This window comes from Paenibacillus sp. BK720, from assembly GCF_011761545.1.
Lineage (GTDB): Bacteria > Bacillota > Bacilli > Paenibacillales > Paenibacillaceae > Pristimantibacillus.
In genome coordinates this window covers 40,417-57,109 of sequence record NZ_JAASRQ010000010.1, presented here as the reverse complement: position 1 = coordinate 57,109, position 16,693 = coordinate 40,417, and the positions used below count along the sequence as shown (strand labels likewise).

The following is a 16,693-nucleotide window of genomic DNA, read 5'->3' as shown; positions in this document are numbered from 1 at the left end:
AATTACAGTTGAAGGTAATGACGATTGTATTGGCTGCCGGTCAAGGCAAGCGGATGAAATCGAAACTATATAAGGTTCTTCATCAAGTGAGCGGCAAACCGATGGTTGGCCATGTGCTCGATACGGTAAACGAAGCAAAGAGCGAGCGGACCGTAGTTATCGTTGGCCACGGGGCGGAAATGGTAAAAGGCTACCTCGGCGACCGCGCGGAATACGTACTGCAGGAGCAGCAGCTTGGCACCGGCCATGCTGTACGCCAAGCAGAAACGCTGCTTGGTTCGGAGGATGGCACAACGATCGTCATTTGCGGCGATACTCCGCTTGTACGTGCGGAGACGATTCAATCGATGCTGGCGCTTCATGCGTCCAGCGGCGCGGCGGCAACGGTTCTGACGGCATCCTTCGATAATCCGACGGGTTACGGGCGCGTTATTCGCGGCGCAGACGGTGCTGTACAGCGCATTGTCGAGCAGAAGGATTGCTCGGCCGAAGAAGCCGCCGTGAAGGAAATCAACACGGGTACGTATTGCTTCGACAACAAGAAGCTGTTCGCGGCCTTGGCGCAAGTAAAGAACGAGAACGCGCAAGGCGAATACTATTTGACCGATGTCATCGGTATTTTCCGCGGCGCGGGCGATACGGTTCAAGCTTACTGCACGCCGGACCTCGCGGAAGCGATTGGGGTAAATGACCGCGTAGCGCTGGCGGATGCCGAGCGTTTCATGCGCGAGCGCATTAACCGCAGGCATCTGATCGAAGGAGTAACGATTATCGACCCTGCTAATACGTACATTGAAGCCGATGTGCGCATTGGAGCAGATACGGTTATATATCCGGGCACCGTTCTGCGCGGCAATACGGTTATCGGCGAGGACTGTGAAATCGGACCTCAGGCCGATATTACCGATTCCGAGATTCAAAGCGGCGCCGCCGTAAAATATTCGACGGTTGCCGATTCCGTTGTGGGCAAGGACAGCACGGTTGGTCCGTACGCGAACCTGCGTCCGGGCTCGAAGCTTGGCGAGGGCTGCAAAGTCGGCGATTTCGTTGAGCTGAAGAACGCAACGCTTGGCGATGGAAGCAAAGTGTCGCATTTGAGCTATGTTGGGGATGCCGTAGTCGGCAGAGACGTTAACATCGGCTGCGGAGCGATTACGGTCAATTACGACGGCTTCAACAAAGCGATTACGGAAATCGGCGACAACGCTTTTGTAGGCAGCAACGTCAATCTGATCGCGCCGGTGAAGCTTGGCGATGGCGCGTATGTCGTGGCGGGCTCGACGATTACGCAGGATGTTCCGTCCGGCGATTTGGCTATTGCGCGGGAGCGCCAGGTGAACAAGCCGGGCTATGCGGACAAGATCCGCGCCCGCGCGAAAGCGAAGAAAGAAAGAAGCAAGAAAGAATAGGTTTTCCAGCAGTTGGGCAAAGTGATATGGAAATTGACTTTTTAGGAGGTTCCTATCCCGATGTCCATAGCAATGACGGCAGAACAAAGAAATACAACCATGAAGAGCGAACTCCGCAGCTTGAGGGCAAGCGGCCGGGTGCCCGGCGTCGTTTACGGCAAGCAGCTTGCTTCCCCGGCTTCCGTTGCCATTGAGGAGAAGCAGCTGCTCGCTTTGCTGCGTTCCCACCCGAATGCGGTTATCGACCTGGACATTCCGGGCGCGGGCAAACAGTCGGTCATGATTGCGGGCATACAGCGCGAGAAGCTGTCGCATAAGCTGCTACACGTTGATTTCCAGCAAATCAATATGAATGAGGAAGTAACAACGCATGTCCGTATCGACCTGGTTGGCGACTCGCAGGGCGAGCGCGAGGGCGGTATCGTGCAGGCTTTGCTGCATGAGCTGGAGGTGCGTTGTCTGCCGGGGAGCATTCCGGATTCGATTCCGGTCGATGTAACGGGCCTTCTGATGGGCAGCAGCTATCTGGTCGGAGACGTTCAGACTCCGGCTGGCGTAACGATCTTGACCGATCCTTCGGCGGTGCTCGTGACGGTCCTGGTACCTCAGAAGGACCTGACGGCCGAGGAAGCGGAGGCGCAGGAAGTGGAAGCGAAGGAAGCGGTATCGCGTTCCACGGAAGCGCAAATGCACGAGGTTGATTTCGCAAAATAGAGCAATGGATAAACGGTATCTGCCCTCCGCGGGAAGATACCGTTTCTTCCTTTCGTGCAGGGAATATTGTCCATCGTGTAGAATGAATAAAGACATACGCAAAATGAGATTGGAGAGCAGGATAGCATGAAGTGGATTGTAGGGCTGGGGAATCCCGGCACAACCTATCAAAGCACGCGGCATAATGTAGGCTTTATGGTCATAGACGAATTGGCTCGGCGTTGGAATATCCAGGTGACGCAGAGCAAGTGCAAGGCTTTGATTGGCGAAGGAAACGTACAGGGTACGAAGGTTGTCCTCATCAAGCCGATGACTTATATGAACCTGTCCGGGGAATCGGTACGGGGGTTCATGGATTACTTCAAGGCTGATCTGGAAGACGGACTTATTGTTTACGATGATATGGATACGGAGGTCGGCAAAATCCGGCTTCGTTACCAGGGCAGCGCGGGAGGCCATAACGGCATCAAATCGCTTATTCAGCATTTGGGCACGCAGCAGTTCAACCGGATCCGCATGGGCGTCTCGCGTCCGCAGCCGGGCCGCAATATTGCCGACTACGTGCTCGATAACTTCCCGAAGAGCGAGCAGGAAGCTTTGAAGAGCATGATTGAACAGGCCTGCGACGCAGTGGAGTTTAGCCTCAAGGCCAGCTTCGACAATACAATGGCCAAGTTTAACAAGTAACCGCCTAAGCTTGGGCAAAACGGGCATACTGAAGGGTATAACTATTCTTCAGGAGGCATACATATGGCTGTAAACTATATTTGCCGGCACTGCCGGACGCCGATGGGGACGATAGAGGAAAAGGAAATCTCCGAGTCGAGGCTTGGTTTCCATTTCTTGACCCCCGAAGAGCGCAGCGATATAATAGCGTATAACTCGAACGGCGATATTACGGTTAAAGTGGTCTGCGATTACTGCCGCGAGGCACTGGAAGCAAACCCGGAGCTTGTGCTCGTCGTAAATCCGCTGCAGTAACGGGAGCACAATAGCGTGCGTAGCCTTGGCATTCGGCTGAGGCTTCTTTTCGATGGTTCCTATAGTAAAATAATGCTTCTATTTCTTTGCCTTTTGTCTTGTGTATAGAAACGGGGTGCCTTCACGATTGAAAGCGTTAGTACAGGCTTTTGCCGCGGATCCGGATGTACAGTCGATTATAGCCGGCGTCCGCAAAGGAATGCGCGAACAGATGATATCGGGACTTGCGGGTTCTTCCAGGCAAGTACTCGTAGCGGCGGTGAAGGATGATCTGGACCGTCCGCTGCTTGTTGTCACGCATAATATGTATGCCGCACAGAAAATTGCAGAAGATTTGCAGGAATGCATCTCTGCCGATGATGTATTGTTATATCCCGCGAATGAGCTGGTAGCTGCCGAAGCGGCGATCTCGAGTCCCGAGACGCTGGCGCAGCGCATGGATGTGCTGATCAAGCTGTCCGAAGGCTTCCGCGGGATTATTGTCGTTCCGTTCTCCGGTATTCGGCGCTATCAGCCGATTAAAGGGGTTATGTCGAATGCAAAGATTTCGGTAAAGGTTGGCGACACGCTCGAACTGGATGATTTCCTGCGCCAGATGACCGGACTTGGCTACGTCCGGGCGGACCGGGTGGAATCCAAAGGCGAGATGAGCGTACGCGGCGGTATTGTCGACTTCTATCCGCTTACGGAGGAGCTCGCGTACCGGATCGAGTGGTTTGGGGACGAGATCGATTCGATCCGTACGTTCGATCCTTCCGACCAGCGTTCGCTTGATAACCTGCAGTCCTTTACCGTAACGCCTTGCCAGGAGATCGTTGCCGACCAGCAGCGCTTTAGCGCTGCAGCGGAGCATGCGGCAGCACTTCTCGCCCAGCAGCTCGACAAAATGACGGACCGCATGGCAAAGGACCGCCTCCGTCAAGAAATCGGCGGCGAGATCGAGAAGTTGCGGGAGCAAGTCTATTTTCCTGAAATTTATAAATATATATCCATGCTGTACCCGGAAAGACAGACGATTCTGGACTATATGCCGGAGGATACGGTTCTTATCCTGGATGAGCCGACAAGGCTGATCGAGACCGCGCGGCAGCTGGAGCGGGATGAGGCGGAATGGTCGACCCATCTGCTCTCCAACGGCAAATCTCTGCCAAGCTTTACGCTTGCCCGGGAATCGGATGAGATTCTGCATCACCGGAAATTCCAAACGCTGTTTATGTCGCTCTTCCTGCGGCAGATCCCGCATTCGCAGCCTCAAAATATCCTGAATATGACGAGCCGCGCCATGCAGAACTTCCACGGACAGATGAATGTGCTCAAAGCGGAGATGGAGCGGTGGAAAAAGACGGGCGCGAAGGTGATGATGCTGGGCGGCAACGCCGAACGGCTCGACCGGATTAGGCGCGTGCTGCAGGATTATCATATTGAGCCTCCGATCCTGATTGAGGGTAATCTTCAATCCGGCTTTGAGCTGCCTTCCTCGCATCTTGTCATTATTACGGAAGGCGAGATGTTCTCTCAGAAGCAGCGCAAGGCGCGCCGGATGGATAAGAAGATCGATAACGCCGAGCGGATCAAGAGCTATACCGAGCTGAAAGTCGGCGATTACGTCGTTCACCAGAACCACGGCATCGGCAAATACGTCGGGATCGGCACGCTCGAGATCGGCGGCATTCACAAGGACTACCTGCATATCCTGTATGCCGGCGGCGATAAGCTGTCCGTGCCCGTTGAGCAGGTCGACATGATTCAGAAGTATGTCGGTTCCGAAGAGAAGGAGCCGAAAATCAATAAGCTGGGCGGCAGCGAATGGGTTCGGGCGAAAAATAAAGTCCGCGCTTCCGTCCAAGATATAGCCGATGACCTGATCAAGTTGTATGCGGAGCGCCAGTCGGCGCCCGGATTTGCTTTCGGTCAGGATACGGCCTATCAGAACGAGTTCGAAGCGATGTTCCCTTACGATGAGACGCGAGATCAGCTGCGGGCTATCGAAGAGATTAAGAAGGATATGCAGAAGCCCCAGCCGATGGACCGGCTCCTGTGCGGCGACGTCGGCTACGGCAAGACCGAGGTGGCGGTTCGCGCCGCTTTCAAGGCTGCAATCGAAGGGAAGCAGGTAGCTATTCTTGTCCCAACGACCATTCTCGCCCAGCAGCATTACGAGACCTTCCGCGAGCGTTTCTCCGGCTATCCGTTCAACATTCAGGTATTAAGCCGGTTCCGTTCCCGCAAGGAGCAGAATGATACGATGAAGGGCCTGAAAGCGGGTACGGTTGATGTGGTGATTGGCACGCACCGCTTACTGTCGCAGGACGTCATCTTCAAAGATCTGGGATTGCTGATCGTCGACGAGGAGCAGCGGTTTGGCGTATCGCATAAGGAGAAGCTCAAGAAGCTCAAGACCAATGTCGACGTGCTGACGCTGACCGCTACGCCTATTCCGCGGACCTTGCATATGTCTATGCTGGGCGTTCGCGATTTGTCGGTCATCGAGACGCCACCGGAGAACCGTTTCCCGGTGCAGACTTATGTCGTCGAATACAGTACCTCGCTTGTGCGCGAAGCCATTGAACGGGAGCTGGCTCGCGGCGGGCAGGTATATTACCTGTATAACCGCGTGCAAGGGATATATCAGATGGCCGAGCAGATCAATGCGCTTGTGCCGGACGCCAAGGTTGCGGTCGGCCACGGCCAGATGTCGGAGCAGGAGCTTGAGAAGACGATTCTGGATTTCCTGGACGGCGAGTCCGACGTGCTTGTCAGCACGAGCATTATCGAGACCGGCGTCGATATCCCTAACGTAAATACGCTGATCGTGCACGATGCGGACAAAATGGGCCTCTCCCAGCTGTATCAGCTGAGGGGCAGGGTTGGCCGTTCGAACCGGATTGCCTACGCCTACTTCACCTACCAACGGGACAAGGTACTCACCGAGGTGGCGGAGAAGCGCCTGCAGTCGATTAAGGAATTTACGGAGCTGGGCTCCGGCTTCAAGATCGCAATGCGCGACCTTTCCATCCGCGGAGCGGGCAATCTGCTCGGTGCGGAGCAGCACGGCTTTATTGCCTCCGTCGGCTTTGATCTGTATTCGCAGATGCTGGCTGACGAGATCGCCAAGCGTAAGGCGGAGATGGAAGGCGTGGAGGTGAAGGAAGAGCGTCGCGTCAGCACGCTGATCGATGTCAGCATCGACGCTTATCTGCCTTCCGACTATATTTACGACAGCATCCAGAAGATCGAGATTTACAAGAAGGTGGCTACCGTTACGTCCATAGACGATGCGGAGGATTTGGCGGAGGAGCTGATCGACCGTTTCGGCAATCTGCCGCAGGCCGTCGACAATCTGCTCTCGGTTGCGCGGCTTAAGGTTTACGGCTCCCAATACGGCATTGAACAGATCAGCCAGAAGGGCGATGACCTTATCGTCCGCTTCAACGAACGCGAGAAGAAGCGGATTGACCGCAAGCTGGTGGACCAGCTATGCATGCAGTACGAGAACCGGTTCCGCCAAGGAGCGATACAGGATGAATATCCGACGCTTCTGCTGCGGGGCAAAGGGCTCGAGATGGATCAGAAGGTTCAGCTTCTGGAGGGCTTCCTGAAGAAGTTCAAGGATGCAAGAAAAGGCGAAGAAGCGCTGCAGGACGCAAAAAGCTAAGGGTAGATTAGCGTGTTATTCGCTCGATAATTGACGGGCTGCTCCTCCTTGCGCGGGGCAGCTGTTACAACCTTGTGGTCAAGCCTTGTCGTTTTCTGTTACAATACAATAAACTTCTCAAATTGAAAGGGGATTCAACATGTTGCACACAAAACGCAAATCGACATGGCGCAGAAGCGCACTGCTCGTAATCGCGGCAGTGCTGGTCATGACGATCATGGCGGCTTGCGGTGGCAAGAAAGATAACGAGGGCGGCTCCTCGGGCCTCACTTTCGCAGGGGCGGGCAAAGGTACTGTCGTTGCAACCTACAAAGACGGCACCGTCACAGAAGCGGAGTTCAACAAGTACCTGGATATCTTCAACATCATGCAGCCGGGCTACGAGCAAGTGATTGCAATCCCGCAGTTCAAAGAACAATTGCTCCAGCAATTCGTTTCGTATAAGATCCTTGCCAAGCAAGCTACAGAAGCAACGCTTAAAAAAGCAGGCGATGAAACGAACGATCAGATGAAGAGCTTCGAAGATACGCTCAAAACGAACGCCGACGTGAAAAAGACGCTCGACGAGAAAAAAGTATCTACAGCTGACGTAAGAACCTACCTCAACCTGATGCTGGTTGTGGTTGAGCATATGAATTCGAAAGTAACGGAAGACGAGATGAAAGCCGAGTACGAGAAAAACATCGGCAACTACAACCCGGTAACCGTTCGCCATATTCTCGTAGCAACAACGGATCCAGCGGATTCCACGAAGACGCTTCGCACGAAAGAGGAAGCTCTCGCCCGTGCAAAAGAAGTTAAAGCGAAGCTTGACGCTGGCGGAGATTGGACAGCCCTTGCTAAACAGTACTCCGACGATACGGGCTCGAAGGATAGCGGCGGCGAATACAAGGACGCGAAGGCTTCCGATTGGGTGGAGGGCTTCAAAAATGCGGCCCTGACTCAGCCTGTCGGCAAAATCGGCGATCCGGTCGAGACCGAATACGGCTATCATGTGATCCTGGTTGAGAAACGGGACCAAGTAGCTTACGACAAAATTACGGACGAGCAGAAGCAAGAGGTACAAAGCGTGGTGGCTTACAACCACATGAATACGTTCATGACGGATGAAATGCCGAAGCAAGACGTGAAAATCACGCTTCCGGAAGCTTCGGCTTCGCCAGGCGCATCCGCATCGCCAGGCGCTTCGGAGTCGCCAGCGGCGTCCGAATCTCCGGCGGCATCGGAATCCCCGGCAGCCAGCGAGTCTCCTGCAGCCAAATAAACGCCTTTAATGAAGAGCTGGTCCATCATGCAAATGATCGGACCAGCTTTTTTCTGTAATGGGACTTTCTTGTTTTTGTAAAAAGTGATATCATAATTATATCAAAACAATATAAGGGGTGTACTTATGAAGGAATATAAAGCCTGGCACGTCAACGGATTCCTCGCATTGCTCGCCGCGATTATTTCCTTTGCCGGAGGAATCGCACTTATTATATTTGGCTCGGATCAGTTGGATCCGAACGTATTTCTGATCGTGCTCGGCATATTGCTTGAGGTGATCTTTATCGTAGCCGTATCCTCGCTCACAATCGTTCAGCCAAACGAAGCGAAGGTTATTACGTTCTTCGGCACGTATGTAGGTACGGTTCGCGACAGCGGCTTGTGGATTGTAGTACCGTTCACGAACAAGAAGAAGGTGTCGATGAAGGTCCGCAACTTCAATAGCCAGACCCTAAAGGTGAATGACGCGGAGGGCAATCCGGTGGAGATTGGCGCCGTTGTTGTATTTAAAGTAACGGAGATGGCGAAAGCCTCCTTCGACGTGGATAACTACGAGCGCTTCGTGGAAATCCAGAGCGAGACGGCCGTTCGCCATATCGCGGCCCAATATCCTTACGATACCTTCTCCGATTCTGCGCAGCAGTCGCTGCGCGGCAATGCGGATGAAGTAGCGGCGGAAATGATGAAGGAGCTTCAGAATCGTCTGGCCGTAGCCGGCGTGGAAGTGCTTGAGACCCGCCTCACGCATCTGGCTTACGCGCCGGAAATCGCAAATGCGATGCTCCAACGCCAGCAGGCGATTGCCATCGTCTCGGCTCGCCAAAGAATTGTGGAAGGCGCGGTTGGCATGGTGGATTCCGCTTTGAAGCAGCTGGCGGAGAACGGAATCGAGCTGGATGAGGAGCGCCGCGCGGCAATGGTGAACAATCTGATGGTTGCCATTGTATCCGACCGCGGAGCAACGCCGGTTATTAATACGGGCTCGCTGTACTCCTAAGGGGACAGTCCAATGGGGAAAGAAAAGAAAGCTTTCGCGCTCCGGCTCGATCCAGATTTACACCGTGCCATCGAGCAATGGGCAAATGATGAATTTCGCAGCGTAAATGGACATATCGAGTTTCTGCTTCGGGAAGCGCTTGGCAAAGCCGGAAGGCTGCCTAAGCGGGCGCCAAATAATCCGGTTGATAGCGAGTGAGTGTGGCAGCCGTCGTTCCATCCTTTTAGGGGGAACGGCGGCTTTTTGAATGAAGATTTTTTTCACGTGGAACAATTAGCGGGGTTAATTATTAAAAAGAAGGAAATGAAGCAAGGTTTTTGGCATAGAAGGGAATGCTTTAAATGGTGCTTTACGGATTGCCTTACCACATCTGTCCGATATTGCCTGGCTTCAGCAGGAAACCCGCGGGAAGCGGCGGATAGCCGTGCATAAGAAATTGGGAGCCGATGAATACTATGGTCAGAATCACAAAAGAATTCGTTATCGAACGCGCTAGACAAAAGAGCAGCCGAATCACAACCAGCATAACGGCAGCTTTAGAATAGGCGCTCCGCTAGCTGAATCATTCTTTTTCCGCGAGAACGCTTTAATCCTTGACTTATAACGGGGACGGCGGCAATCGCTTGTTATGAAGGCTAATCGTATCCAGTGACTTAAAATCCTCTAGGAAAGTGGGGCAACAAGAAATGAAAGCAACTGGAATTGTACGTCGCATCGATGATCTCGGGCGTGTGGTGATTCCGAAGGAGATCCGCCGTACTTTACGTATTCGTGAAGGAGATCCGCTCGAAATATTTGTTGACCGCGATGGCGAAGTAATCCTGAAGAAATACTCTCCAATCGGCGAGCTTGGTGACTTCGCCAAAGAGTATGCCGAATCCTTATTCGAGAGCACCAACCATGTTACCCTCATTACCGACCGCGATACGGTTATTGCCGTAGCCGGCGCTTCGAAAAAAGAACTGCTGGAGAAGCAGATCGGATCGATTCTGGAAGGATGCATGGATAACCGCAAGACGATTGAAGGCACTTCCGGCACATACGAGATCGTTAAGGATATGCACGACACATACTCCGCTTACGTAGCAGCACCAATCGTTGCAGGCGGAGATCCAATCGGCACCGTGGTCCTGCTCAGCAAAGACGATGCGGTAAAAATGTCGCAGATGGAAACCAAAATGGTGGAGACGGCGGCAGGCTTCCTGGCGAAACAAATGGAACAATAATAAGGCGAAAAATAAGGCTTGGTTCCCGATAAACGATTGCAGGTTGCATCGTAACGGAAACCAGGCCTTTTCATGTGGTGGTCGCGCGGTTGATATGATCCCGGGATGCCCGGGGGGAGCTGCCGATCACTCTTTTGAACATTTTCGAGAACAGGAAAGGGTCGGTATAGCCGACGGAGCGTGCAATGTCGCCAATGGTAAGCTCCTGATGATGCAGAAGCTCAACGGCCCGGTTCATCCGGAAACGGAGCAGGAAGGCCTGCAACGAGACACCCAGCTGCGCTTTGAATAAGCCGGACAGGTACGTGCGGTCGAGCCCGACGAAATTCGCGATATCCTGAACGGAGATCGGAAGGCTGTAGCTGTTCTCGATAAAAGCAACCGCCTTGTTGATGTAGGCTTCTTTCGTATTGACGGCATGCGCCGGAGCAGAGGGCTGCTTGTTGCAGGCAACCAGCCGGGCCATGTACTGGTACAGAAGGCTTTGACTGAATAGATCACCGCTGCCGGGAAGATCATCAAGGGCCTGATGAAATTGCTCATAGACGGTTTCGAAAAAGTCCTTCTGCTCCGTTGCGTCGAATATCGGATTTGCAGGATTAAGGCCGGCCCTCTGCAGCAGAGATTTCGCATGAAGCCCTTTGAGTCCGACCCAGGAGTAGGTCCAGGGGTCGGACTCATCTGCTTTGTAATACACAAGCGTACCCGGAATAATAAGAAAGCCTTGACCGGCATGCAGCTCATAGCTGAGCTCGCCTAACCGGAATTGACCGGTGCCGCTGTGGATGTAATGAACGATGTACATATCGCGAAGACCAGGACCCCAATAATGCCCGGGATCGCAATCCTGCTTGCCCCAAAAGAGCAGGCTTAAGTCCATATAACGCTCTGTTGCCGGACTGGGCAGATAAATTTCGGATAACGGCATAGGGCGGTTCCCTCCAGTATGGATGGTACACAGCTTATATCTTTATTATAAACCCGGCAGCCCGGCTCGTCATAAGGAAATGGGATTATGACAAATAAATAAGAGGCTTTGCCATGTTCGCTTATCCGCTTCGGAGATATAGTGGAGGAGTCAATTCCTTTTTAGAAAACGGAGGCGGAAGCTAAGATGTCTAAAATTACTTTTCTAGGTGCGGGAAGCACGGTATTCGCGAAAAATGTACTGGGTGACGTAATGTTGACGGAGCCGCTGCAAGGCTTCGAGCTTGCCTTATTCGATATTGACGCAGGGCGTCTGCGCGATTCCGAGCAGTTACTGTTGAATATGAAACAATCGCTTGGCAGCAACTGCGCGGTGAAGGCTTATTCGGACCGCAAGGAAGCGCTGCGCGGCGCGAAATATGTAATCAACGCTATTCAAGTAGGCGGCTACGATCCTTGTACGATTACGGATTTTGAAATTCCGAAGAAATACGGGCTGCGCCAGACGATTGCCGATACGGTTGGCATCGGCGGTATTTTCCGCAACCTGCGCACGATTCCGGTTGTTCTTGATTTTGCGAGGGATATGCGCGAGGTTTGTCCGGACGCTCTGTTCCTGAACTATACGAATCCGATGGCGGTACTGACGAATGTGCTGTCGACGGCGGGCGGCGTTAGAACGGTTGGCTTGTGTCACAGCGTGCAGGTATGCGTGTCCGATCTGTTCAAAAACCTGGGGATGGACGCTACGGGCGTGGAATCCAAGATTGCGGGCATCAACCATATGGCTTGGCTGCTTGAAGTGAAGAAGGACGGCGTGGATCTGTATCCGGAGATCAAACGCCGCGCGGCGGAGAAGCAGAAGGAGAAGCATCATGACATGGTTCGCCTCGAAATGATGCTCAAGTTCGGCTATTACATCACGGAGTCGTCCGAGCATAATGCCGAGTATCATCCGTACTTCATCAAGCGTAATTATCCGGAGCTGATCGACCGCTTCAATATTCCGCTGGATGAATATCCGCGCCGCTGCATCGAGCAGATCAAAGGCTGGAACAGCATGCGGGAATCGCTGCTCGCGAACAGCAATATCGAGCATAAGCGCAGCCATGAGTACGCGTCGCATATCATGGAAGCGATTGAAACCGGCAAGCCGTTCAAAATCGGCGGCAACGTCATGAACACGGGCCTGATCACCAACCTGCCGAAGGAAGCCTGCGTAGAGGTGCCGTGCCTAGTAGACCGCACGGGCATCAACCCGACGTACGTCGGCGATCTGCCGCCGCAGCTGGCTGCGCTCAACCGCACGAACATTAATACGCAGCTGCTGACGATTGAAGCGGCGCTGACGCAGAAGAAAGAGCATATCTACCATGCCGCTATGCTGGATCCTCATACTTCGGCGGAGCTTTCAATGGATGATATTGTGGCTTTGTGCGACGATTTGATCGAGGCTCACGGGGATTGGCTGCCCGCATTCAAATGATGCTTAGTGATCGATGGCGGGCGGGGGCAGGGTATGTAGCTCCTTCCGGTTGCTGTTGCGGCCCCGAATTTTGAATGAACTCGTATAACGAGTATTCGGGGCCACAAAGGCAAACGCTGCGCTCCTCCACGAGCTACATACCCTTTCCTTATCTATCGATCGCAACCCGATCAAAAACCGCGCAAAGCGCGGTTTTTATAGGAAATAAGGCCGCCCACTCCATATTGGGGCGGCCTTATTTTTTGTCATGATGGCCTGTTCGACCTCAGGCCACCTCTAAAACAGCTAGGCTGCCTGGGTTAGTGGGCAGCCTATTGCGGTTTATATAGCAATTGATTGAGGGGAGGAAATGTATCTCTGGAGGAGCGGAGCGTTTGCCTTTGCTATTTTAAAGCCTCGTATAATCAAGTTAGTTCAAGCTTTAAAAGGGCAACAGCAACCGGAAGAGATACAATTCTGAACTGAGATTGTCATGCGTCCTCAGGAAAGAACGAAACGTGAGTCAGTTGCGTCCCGCCTGAAAACGGAGAACGGTTTTGAGCTTGTCCGGTTGCGTTCTTCTAGCATCCGAGATGTAGATTTCTTTATGCAGCTTGGAGATTCGTTTCAGCCCTTGTTCCTCGCAATATTGCTCCATCTTTTCGAAGCTGGCAGGTTCTTCATCGTAAGGACCGCGATGCATCATTTGAACGCAGAGGCCTTCCTCCAGCTTGCCAAACGCTACGTTGCTTAGGAGAGGATGAGGCTTTTTCTTGCTGACGGCCTCAATGACTTCTTGTGCCAATGCCTCCGTTACGAAGTCGGGTTGTCTGATCATGATGGTGTAGATAAGCTTATCCTTATCGAGAACGGCAGCTTGTCTGGCCTCTTCTTCCAGATCCCATATACCCTCCAGCGGAAAAACGGTGTAATCGTAATATCTCTCTGGCGCAGCTCCTTTTTTGGGCAGCATTTTTACCGTGTAAGCCAAGGAGTATAACGCTCCTACAGCTTCTACGAATTCCGAATGATTAGGATTGCCTTTGCCTTTTAGCATGAAGTAGTTCATTGCGGGCACCTCGATGACGGAAGGGACATTTTTGGGCAGATAAAGCGGTTTGTCATTCTTTTTCCACTCATATTTCATTTTAAAATACCTCCGGTCTTTTACAGTATGCGTACGCGCCCCGCAAGGAAGGTGCGGATAACTTGCTCAGCTGCCTGCTCAAGCAGGACGGGAGCATACTCCATCGCTTCCTTCAGGGTCATCGGCGAGCTTATGATGCTGTGCACGCTGTGGATACCCTCCGCGTATAAAGCTTCAATGCCGGTTCCCACTGATCCGGCGAGCGCAATGGCGGGGATACCGTGCTTTCTGGCCAGTTGGGCGACGCCCATCGGCGCTTTGCCGGAGGCCGTCTGATGATCGATACGGCCTTCTCCGGTGATGACCAGATCAGCCTCCTTCAGATGCTCCTCCAGACGGACATGCTCCAGAACCACATCGATGCCGCGGCGAATGGAGGCGGGGAAGAAGGCCAGATAGGCGCCGCATAAGCCCCCAGCGGCCCCAGCGCCTGGACGGTCGTGGAGTCGGATTCCCGTTTTCTCTTGGATTCGATCAGCCCACGCCGTCATCCCATGCTCAAGCTGGTTCACGATCGTGGTAGTCGCGCCTTTTTGCGGACCAAAGACGCGTGATGCCCCTTGTTCGCCGATAAGAGGATTTTGCACGTCGGTGGCGATAACAAAAGAAGATTCCGCTATTCGCGGATCCCATGAGCTGTCGTCGATCGTTACGATATCCACCAGATTTCCTCCGCCAGCAGGGACGGGATTGCCCAGCCGATCCAGCAGCCGCATCCCAAGCGCCTGGAGCATGCCGGTTCCTCCGTCATTAGTGGCGCTGCCGCCAACGGTAAGCAGAAAACGCCGGCAGCCCCGGTCAAGCGCATGGCGGATAAGCTCGCCAGTCCCGTATGTCGTCGTAAGTGACGGATTGCGCTCTTCCTCCTTCAGCAAGCACAGGCCGGATGCCTCCGCCATTTCGATGACGGCCGTTTGCCCAAGCAGCCCGTAGGAGGCCTCCACGGGCCTTTCAAGCGGACCGGCCACGCTAACGTTCACGCGCTCGCCGCCCGCAGCGGTGAGAAGGCTGTCGAGCGTTCCTTCGCCGCCGTCGGCGATCGGAAGCTTGATGATTTGGGCATCGGGCACACATCTCCGGACGCCTTGAGCGATTGCTTCCGCCGACGAGGCGGCGGACAAACTGCCTTTGAAAGAATCCGGAGCTACAACGATTTTCATGGACAGCCATCTCCTTCCAACTCTTTGTGCTTTTATTATACCTAAAGTTCCGGTCGCCGAGATGTCTCGCCATCCATGAAATTGTACGCCACGCCCTCGAATTATTAATCCTCATGCAAGAAATGGTATACTACACTGTAGAATCTGCATGTAGCAGGGAGGAGCATTGCGAATATGGCACAAACGATAACGGTAGTTGGCCTGGGATCGGGCGATCCCGATCAATTAACGCTTGGCGTGTGGCGGAGGCTGCAGGAGGCGGGGACGATTTATGTCCGTACGGAGCGGCATCCGGTGATGTCGCTGCTGCGGGAGCATCAGCTGGCTTATACGTCGTTTGACAGCGTTTATGAACAGCATGACACCTTTCCGGAGGTTTATGATACAATAGCGGATACGCTTGTCCGCAAGGCGCAGGAAGCATCCGCGCCAATCCTGTATGCCGTGCCGGGGCATCCGATGGTAGCGGAGCGCACGGTGCAGCTGCTGCGCGAGCGCTGCTCGCCGCTCGGTATAACGCTCGAGATTATCGGCGGCGAAAGCTTCCTTGACCAGGCTTTTACCCGTCTTGGCATTGATCCGATCGAGGGCTTTGCGCTGCTTGATGCGGCTGACCTGAAGGCGTCTCATGTGCAGCCGCGCGTACATACGATTATCGGGCAGGTCTATGACGCTTACACGGCATCGGATGTAAAGCTTGCGCTGATGGAGCGTTACCCGGATGACTACGAGGTTGTCGTTGGCCATGCGCTTGGAGTAACGGGCGAGGAACAGATTCTCAAGGTTCCGTTGTACGAGCTCGACCGGACGCCGGGCTTCGGCAATTTGTCGCTGATCTGGGTGCCGCGTACGGAGGATGATGCCGTTCTTAACCGTACGTTCGACCGTCTGCACGAGATCGTTGCTATTCTGCGCAGCCCTGAAGGCTGTCCATGGGATCGTGAGCAGACGCATCAGTCCATCCGCAAGAATTTCATCGAAGAGCTGTATGAAGCGCTTGAGGCCATCGATAACGATGATCCCGACCATATGCGGGAGGAGTTTGGCGACGTAATCCTGCAGGTGATGCTGCACAGCCAGATGGAAGAGGAGACGGGAGCCTTTTCCGTCTATGACGTGATCGAAAGCCTGAACGAGAAGCTGATCTTCCGCCATCCGCATGTGTTTGGCGACCGCAGCGCCGGAGATGCCAGCGAGGCCCTTGGCAACTGGGAGCAGATGAAGGCGGAGGAGAAGAAGCGCAAAGGCGAAGACGATGCCCGCAAGTCGCAGTTGGACGGCATTCCGAAGGATCTGCCGGCGCTTATGAAGGCCTATCATCTTCAGAAGAAAGCGGCGAAGGTTGGCTTTGATTGGGACGAGCTGGAACCGGTTCTGACCAAAATAGAAGAGGAGCTGCGCGAGCTGCGCGAGGCGATAGATTCGAAGGATTCGGAGGAGCAGGCCGGGGAACTGGGAGATTTGCTGTTTGCGGTCGTGAACGCTTCCCGCTTTATCCACGCGGATCCCGAGGAGGCGCTCTCTCGCACGAATGCAAAATTTAAGAGCCGATTCTCTTATATTGAGGAACAGCTTCGTATAAACGGCAAAACTTTTGACCAGACTGATTTAACAGAAATGGATCGTTGGTGGGAGGAAGCGAAGCGACAATAGAGCCTCGGATTCGCCACGAATCGCAACATTTCTGCATCTTTCGGTAAATTTTTTTACTCGTGCAGCAGGATTTTTTTACTGACAAGCAGAATA

Annotated in this window: 14 protein-coding genes; 11 read left to right on the top strand and 3 right to left on the bottom strand. The window is 53.6% G+C overall.

The window, feature by feature from the left end; all coding sequences use genetic code 11:
• Positions 1 to 8: 8 nt before the first annotated feature.
• The 9 genes from glmU (at position 9) to spoVT (ending at position 10,248) form a co-directional block, all read left to right on the top strand.
• Positions 9 to 1,409, top strand: coding sequence for a bifunctional UDP-N-acetylglucosamine diphosphorylase/glucosamine-1-phosphate N-acetyltransferase GlmU (glmU, locus tag FHT67_RS27960; protein ID WP_279591611.1), 1,401 nt, complete (start codon positions 9 to 11; stop codon positions 1,407 to 1,409).
• 60 nt (positions 1,410 to 1,469) lie between these two features.
• Positions 1,470 to 2,123, top strand: a complete 654-nt coding sequence (locus FHT67_RS27955) for a 50S ribosomal protein L25 (protein ID WP_132312965.1) — start codon at positions 1,470 to 1,472, stop codon at positions 2,121 to 2,123.
• 126 nt (positions 2,124 to 2,249) lie between these two features.
• Positions 2,250 to 2,810, top strand: a complete 561-nt coding sequence (gene pth, locus FHT67_RS27950; RefSeq protein ID WP_132312963.1) for an aminoacyl-tRNA hydrolase — start codon at positions 2,250 to 2,252, stop codon at positions 2,808 to 2,810.
• A gap of 63 nt (positions 2,811 to 2,873) precedes the next feature.
• Entirely contained in the window at positions 2,874 to 3,104 is a 231-nt protein-coding gene (gene fin, locus FHT67_RS27945) for an anti-sigma-F factor Fin (protein ID WP_132312961.1), read from the top strand.
• 127 nt (positions 3,105 to 3,231) lie between these two features.
• The gene (gene mfd / locus FHT67_RS27940) at positions 3,232 to 6,759 is read left to right on the top strand and encodes a transcription-repair coupling factor (RefSeq protein ID WP_167202019.1); all 3,528 of its coding nucleotides are present in this window, start codon (positions 3,232 to 3,234) and stop codon (positions 6,757 to 6,759) included.
• Between the two features lie 139 nt (positions 6,760 to 6,898).
• Entirely contained in the window at positions 6,899 to 8,023 is a 1,125-nt protein-coding gene (locus FHT67_RS27935; RefSeq protein ID WP_132312957.1) for a peptidylprolyl isomerase, read from the top strand.
• A 126-nt stretch (positions 8,024 to 8,149) separates the two neighbouring features.
• Positions 8,150 to 9,022: an SPFH domain-containing protein gene (locus tag FHT67_RS27930; protein ID WP_167202018.1), complete on the top strand. Its 873-nt coding sequence runs from the start codon at positions 8,150 to 8,152 to the stop codon at positions 9,020 to 9,022.
• 12 nt (positions 9,023 to 9,034) lie between these two features.
• Positions 9,035 to 9,220, top strand: a complete 186-nt coding sequence (locus FHT67_RS27925; RefSeq protein WP_132312953.1) for a type II toxin-antitoxin system antitoxin — start codon at positions 9,035 to 9,037, stop codon at positions 9,218 to 9,220.
• Positions 9,221 to 9,708: 488 nt separating this feature from the next.
• Positions 9,709 to 10,248: a stage V sporulation protein T gene (gene spoVT, locus FHT67_RS27920; protein ID WP_132312951.1), complete on the top strand. Its 540-nt coding sequence runs from the start codon at positions 9,709 to 9,711 to the stop codon at positions 10,246 to 10,248.
• A gap of 70 nt (positions 10,249 to 10,318) precedes the next feature.
• Here the strand turns inward: spoVT and FHT67_RS27915 are convergent, their stop codons facing one another.
• Positions 10,319 to 11,176: an AraC family transcriptional regulator gene (locus FHT67_RS27915; RefSeq protein WP_132312949.1), complete on the bottom strand. Its 858-nt coding sequence runs from the start codon at positions 11,174 to 11,176 to the stop codon at positions 10,319 to 10,321.
• 186 nt (positions 11,177 to 11,362) lie between these two features.
• Here FHT67_RS27915 and melA point away from each other — a divergent pair, with 186 nt between their 5' ends.
• Positions 11,363 to 12,661, top strand: coding sequence for an alpha-glucosidase/alpha-galactosidase (melA, locus tag FHT67_RS27910; protein WP_167202017.1), 1,299 nt, complete (start codon positions 11,363 to 11,365; stop codon positions 12,659 to 12,661).
• 502 nt (positions 12,662 to 13,163) lie between these two features.
• Here melA and FHT67_RS27905 read toward each other — a convergent pair.
• A complete protein-coding gene (locus tag FHT67_RS27905) occupies positions 13,164 to 13,787 on the bottom strand; it encodes a GyrI-like domain-containing protein (RefSeq protein WP_132312945.1) in 624 nt (207 codons plus the stop codon).
• A 20-nt stretch (positions 13,788 to 13,807) separates the two neighbouring features.
• Positions 13,808 to 14,947 carry a glycerate kinase family protein gene (locus tag FHT67_RS27900; RefSeq protein ID WP_132312943.1) on the bottom strand — a complete coding sequence of 380 codons (1,140 nt, stop codon included), beginning with the start codon at positions 14,945 to 14,947 and terminating at the stop codon, positions 13,808 to 13,810.
• A 174-nt stretch (positions 14,948 to 15,121) separates the two neighbouring features.
• On the opposite strand from FHT67_RS27900, the gene yabN reads away from it, so the two are divergent.
• Entirely contained in the window at positions 15,122 to 16,600 is a 1,479-nt protein-coding gene (gene yabN, locus FHT67_RS27895; protein ID WP_132312941.1) for a bifunctional methyltransferase/pyrophosphohydrolase YabN, read from the top strand.
• Positions 16,601 to 16,693 lie beyond the last annotated feature (93 nt).

Bases quoted from the DNA above. Each gene is read 5' to 3' on its own strand.
- FHT67_RS27955 (WP_132312965.1), top strand. From the start codon at position 1,470: ATGTCCATAGCAATGACGGCAGAACAAAGAAATACAACCATGAAGAGC.
- pth (WP_132312963.1), top strand. From the start codon at position 2,250: ATGAAGTGGATTGTAGGGCTGGGGAATCCCGGCACAACCTATCAAAGC.
- fin (WP_132312961.1), top strand. From the start codon at position 2,874: ATGGCTGTAAACTATATTTGCCGGCACTGCCGGACGCCGATGGGGACG.
- FHT67_RS27935 (WP_132312957.1), top strand. From the start codon at position 6,899: ATGTTGCACACAAAACGCAAATCGACATGGCGCAGAAGCGCACTGCTC.
- FHT67_RS27930 (WP_167202018.1), top strand. From the start codon at position 8,150: ATGAAGGAATATAAAGCCTGGCACGTCAACGGATTCCTCGCATTGCTC.
- FHT67_RS27925 (WP_132312953.1), top strand. From the start codon at position 9,035: ATGGGGAAAGAAAAGAAAGCTTTCGCGCTCCGGCTCGATCCAGATTTA.
- spoVT (WP_132312951.1), top strand. From the start codon at position 9,709: ATGAAAGCAACTGGAATTGTACGTCGCATCGATGATCTCGGGCGTGTG.
- FHT67_RS27915 (WP_132312949.1), bottom strand. From the start codon at position 11,176: ATGCCGTTATCCGAAATTTATCTGCCCAGTCCGGCAACAGAGCGTTAT.
- melA (WP_167202017.1), top strand. From the start codon at position 11,363: ATGTCTAAAATTACTTTTCTAGGTGCGGGAAGCACGGTATTCGCGAAA.
- FHT67_RS27905 (WP_132312945.1), bottom strand. From the start codon at position 13,787: ATGAAATATGAGTGGAAAAAGAATGACAAACCGCTTTATCTGCCCAAA.
- FHT67_RS27900 (WP_132312943.1), bottom strand. From the start codon at position 14,947: ATGAAAATCGTTGTAGCTCCGGATTCTTTCAAAGGCAGTTTGTCCGCC.
- yabN (WP_132312941.1), top strand. From the start codon at position 15,122: ATGGCACAAACGATAACGGTAGTTGGCCTGGGATCGGGCGATCCCGAT.